Below are 3,123 nucleotides of genomic sequence, written 5' to 3' on the forward strand. Positions count from 1 at the left end.
GTTCTTAAAGCCAAACGCCTCCTAAGCAATAGCCGGATTGGTTTGGAAGCCTACAGCATACCTGTGTACAGGTATGCTGTAGGAGATGTCACGTAAAGTTACTAGTCTTTTGGGACAAGTGCAGGTTCTCTGGTAGTTTATGAGGTGCTAAGGCTGGGCATCGAAACCTCAACAGCCTAATCAGGGGTAGGGAAGAGGAGCGATAGCTTTAACCTGGAGGGTGCTATTGGTAGACATCCTCTAAGTAGTTTTGCTTATATATGGTGCATCGAAGCGTTGGGAAATTCGATAGTTTGCTCTAACTTAAGCTGAAATTTAAGGAATTAGAAAAAAATTGCGGACTATCGGTTCATAAGCTAGTAGAAGAGATTAAGGCTTTCACATTGATGGCGAACTTAGGTGGCAAAAAACGGGAACGATTACCGCACCGCTTACCTCTCCCTAGAAGCCCTATCGGCTTCTCTGGATGGCGCTTGCGACCACTTCGCTAAAATTAATGATGATTATTCATCAGAGTTGCATCTGCTTGGCCGAACTAACTAGGTCATTACACAACCTCAAGCCTTTGAATCTATAGAGTGTCGGGGCGACGAGCCAATTGAGGTTGCTTGTTTTTGAGAAACTCCCTGGAAGAGGTACGAGTTTCTAGGGGTGTTGAAACTATTGTGATTTTGAGGATAACTGTTCCATGCCCAATCCAGTTAGCCGGGATACTGAGTGGACTATGCAGATGAAATTTGAGGATATCTATCAGTTTTTTCAAGAGCCGCCTCCCAACTATCTAAACAAAGAATTAGCTGTATGTTATGTTTTGTCAGTCTTATTGCAAGAGGAATCCTATGGAACGCAACTAATCCAACAACTCGAACAGGATTACCCAACCTATCGACTGTCTGATACTGTCCTCTACAGCGCCCTCAAGTTTCTGGAAGAGACTGGAGCTATTTCAGGCTACTGGAAAAAAGTTGAGGGACGAGGCCGCCCCCGTCGAATGTATCAAGTATGCCCCAACTGGCGGCATCAAGCTCAAGAACTTGCTGGTTTTTGGCGAAACTATATCACAGGTCAAAAACAAGCCATTTGAGATCAGATAGAGACATGACTTGCTCACAGACTGTATTTGTCGTGGCATGACAGGAGCAAAATGGTTCATTAAATTAGTTCGTAGTTGGACTTTAGCCCTGCCCATCTTGGCTAAAGCCTAGCTACTACTAATCTTACTGCGTAAGTCCTGATAGACTGGAAACTGATCCAGCCCGTCATGAGAGAGGATTCTCGACTAAAATAGTAGGGAAAAATGCCTATCTCAATTGTTTTCCTGTGAATACTACCATTCTATCTTCTACATTTTTCCTAACCCTATTGTTGGCAGTGGGTTTGTTTTTCTTTATCCGTGCCTCTATTAAAGACCGCACAGAACAAGTTAAGCTTATTGTCTTAGAGCCTGAAGAGTCACTACTGGAACGATTACAGCAATATTTTGACCAGAGATCTTACCGGATAGCTGCTCTCGATCGCGCTACTGGACAAGTCACATTTCAAGGCTTTGTCCAGCCCAGTTGGTTTTTAGCTATTTTCTTAACTGTCCTAGCCGCTTGTGCTATCCTTTGTTTCTCCCTGGTTTTGTCCCTCCTTTACCCAACATTCGCTAAGTTGTTTCTGGGGCTAATTCTCCTATCCCCTGCCGCTGGAGTTTTTTATTGGCGGGGTGCGGGACGAAATGAACAGGTTCTTCTGAAAGTGGAACCATTACCAGATCGGGAAACGGATACTCAAAGTCTGATTACTGTAACTGCTCATCGCGATGAATTGGAACAATTACAACAGACTCTAAAGCTACAACCTGCTGATGAGTCTTGGAGTTAAAAGATTTAGGCGTTTAGGAGTTGTATCGTTTCCATTCTTCAAGAATATAAAAATCTACGGAAGATTGGGGTAATATATCAAAAACACTAAAAAGCTGAGAACCCCTGTGCTTTCGCACCTTGTTGGTATAATGGCTATTTCCTGAACTCCTAAATTCTCCAGTACCTCCCGATTGAGACTGTTCATGCTGCCATATACCTTTCCGCCAATCCTAGGGTTTCAATTTGCCTCTCCAGGTCCGATTTTGCTCCATTTAGGTCCTGTGATGGTTCGCTGGTACGGTTTTCTGATTGCCTCAGCCGTTTTAATTGGGGTTACTCTTTCCCAATATCTCGCCAAGCGCCGTAAGGTAAATCCAGACCTTTTGGGTGATTTGGCAATTTGGCTGGTAATTGGGGCGATTCCCTGTGCCAGACTTTACTACGTCCTGTTTGAGTGGGAACAATATTCGCAACGCCCAGAGGATATTATTGCTATTTGGAAGGGGGGTATTGCTATTCACGGGGCTATTTTGGGTGGTGTATTAGCCTCGATAATTTTTGCCCGAATTAATAAAGTATCCGTTTGGTTATTACTTGATTTAGTAGTTCCTTCCCTAATTTTAGGTCAGGCAATTGGGCGTTGGGGTAATTTCTTCAATTCTGAAGCTTTTGGTAGTCCGACAAATTTGCCGTGGAAACTCTATATTCCCCAAGAGCAGCGCCCTGACAAGTTTATTGATATTGCTTATTTTCATCCTACGTTTCTCTATGAATCTCTGTGGAATCTATTAGTATTTAGCTTATTAATGGTATTATTTTTTAGAGATTTGAAAGAAAAACAGCATTTGAAAGTGGGGACGTTGGCTCTGGTTTATATGGTATGTTATAGTTCTGGTAGAGTCTGGATTGAGGGCTTGCGGATGGATAGCTTGATGTTCGGACCGTTACGGATGGCTCAAATGGTCAGTTTAAGCGCGATCGCATTGGGACTTTTTGGTCTATCATGGTTATATCTCCTCGGTCGCTCCCTACCAGATGTAGTCTCAGAAGAAAATCAACAGTGGGATACCTTTCCTGAGTAAGTAGCCATCCCGTTGGGATAGCTCAGAAAATATTAGTAAAAAAAACAAAAGCCCCAGAGGGAAAACTCTAGAGCTAAACCAGGGTACATCTACCACTTCTTTCTTCCTACCACCAGGGGATATATCCGGAATAATTAGTAAAAATAACAAAAGCCCTAGAGGGAAAACTCTAGAGCCTAACCAGGGTGCATCTA

Annotated in this window: 3 protein-coding genes; all 3 read left to right on the plus strand. The window is 43.2% G+C overall.

The annotated features are described in order from the left end of the window. Positions 1–730: 730 nt before the first annotated feature. The 3 genes from NJ959_RS27650 (at position 731) to lgt (ending at position 2,929) form a co-directional block, all read left to right on the plus strand. Complete coding sequence (locus tag NJ959_RS27650) at positions 731–1,084, plus strand: PadR family transcriptional regulator (protein WP_254014979.1); 354 nt, start codon at positions 731–733, stop codon at positions 1,082–1,084. A 236-nt stretch (positions 1,085–1,320) separates the two neighbouring features. Beyond that, positions 1,321–1,866 carry a cofactor assembly of complex C subunit B gene (locus tag NJ959_RS27655; protein ID WP_254014977.1) on the plus strand — a complete coding sequence of 182 codons (546 nt, stop codon included), beginning with the start codon at positions 1,321–1,323 and terminating at the stop codon, positions 1,864–1,866. A 184-nt stretch (positions 1,867–2,050) separates the two neighbouring features. Then, positions 2,051–2,929 carry a prolipoprotein diacylglyceryl transferase gene (gene lgt, locus NJ959_RS27660; RefSeq protein WP_254014978.1) on the plus strand — a complete coding sequence of 293 codons (879 nt, stop codon included), beginning with the start codon at positions 2,051–2,053 and terminating at the stop codon, positions 2,927–2,929. The last annotated feature ends 194 nt before the right edge of the window (positions 2,930–3,123 follow it).

It is taken from the genome of Limnofasciculus baicalensis BBK-W-15 (assembly GCF_024178385.1).
GTDB lineage: Bacteria > Cyanobacteriota > Cyanobacteriia > Cyanobacteriales > Coleofasciculaceae > Limnofasciculus > Limnofasciculus baicalensis.

Coding starts and splice junctions, on each gene's coding strand:
- lgt (WP_254014978.1), top strand. CDS start 2,051: ATGCTGCCATATACCTTTCCGCCAATCCTAGGGTTTCAATTTGCCTCT.
- NJ959_RS27650 (WP_254014979.1), top strand. CDS start 731: ATGAAATTTGAGGATATCTATCAGTTTTTTCAAGAGCCGCCTCCCAAC.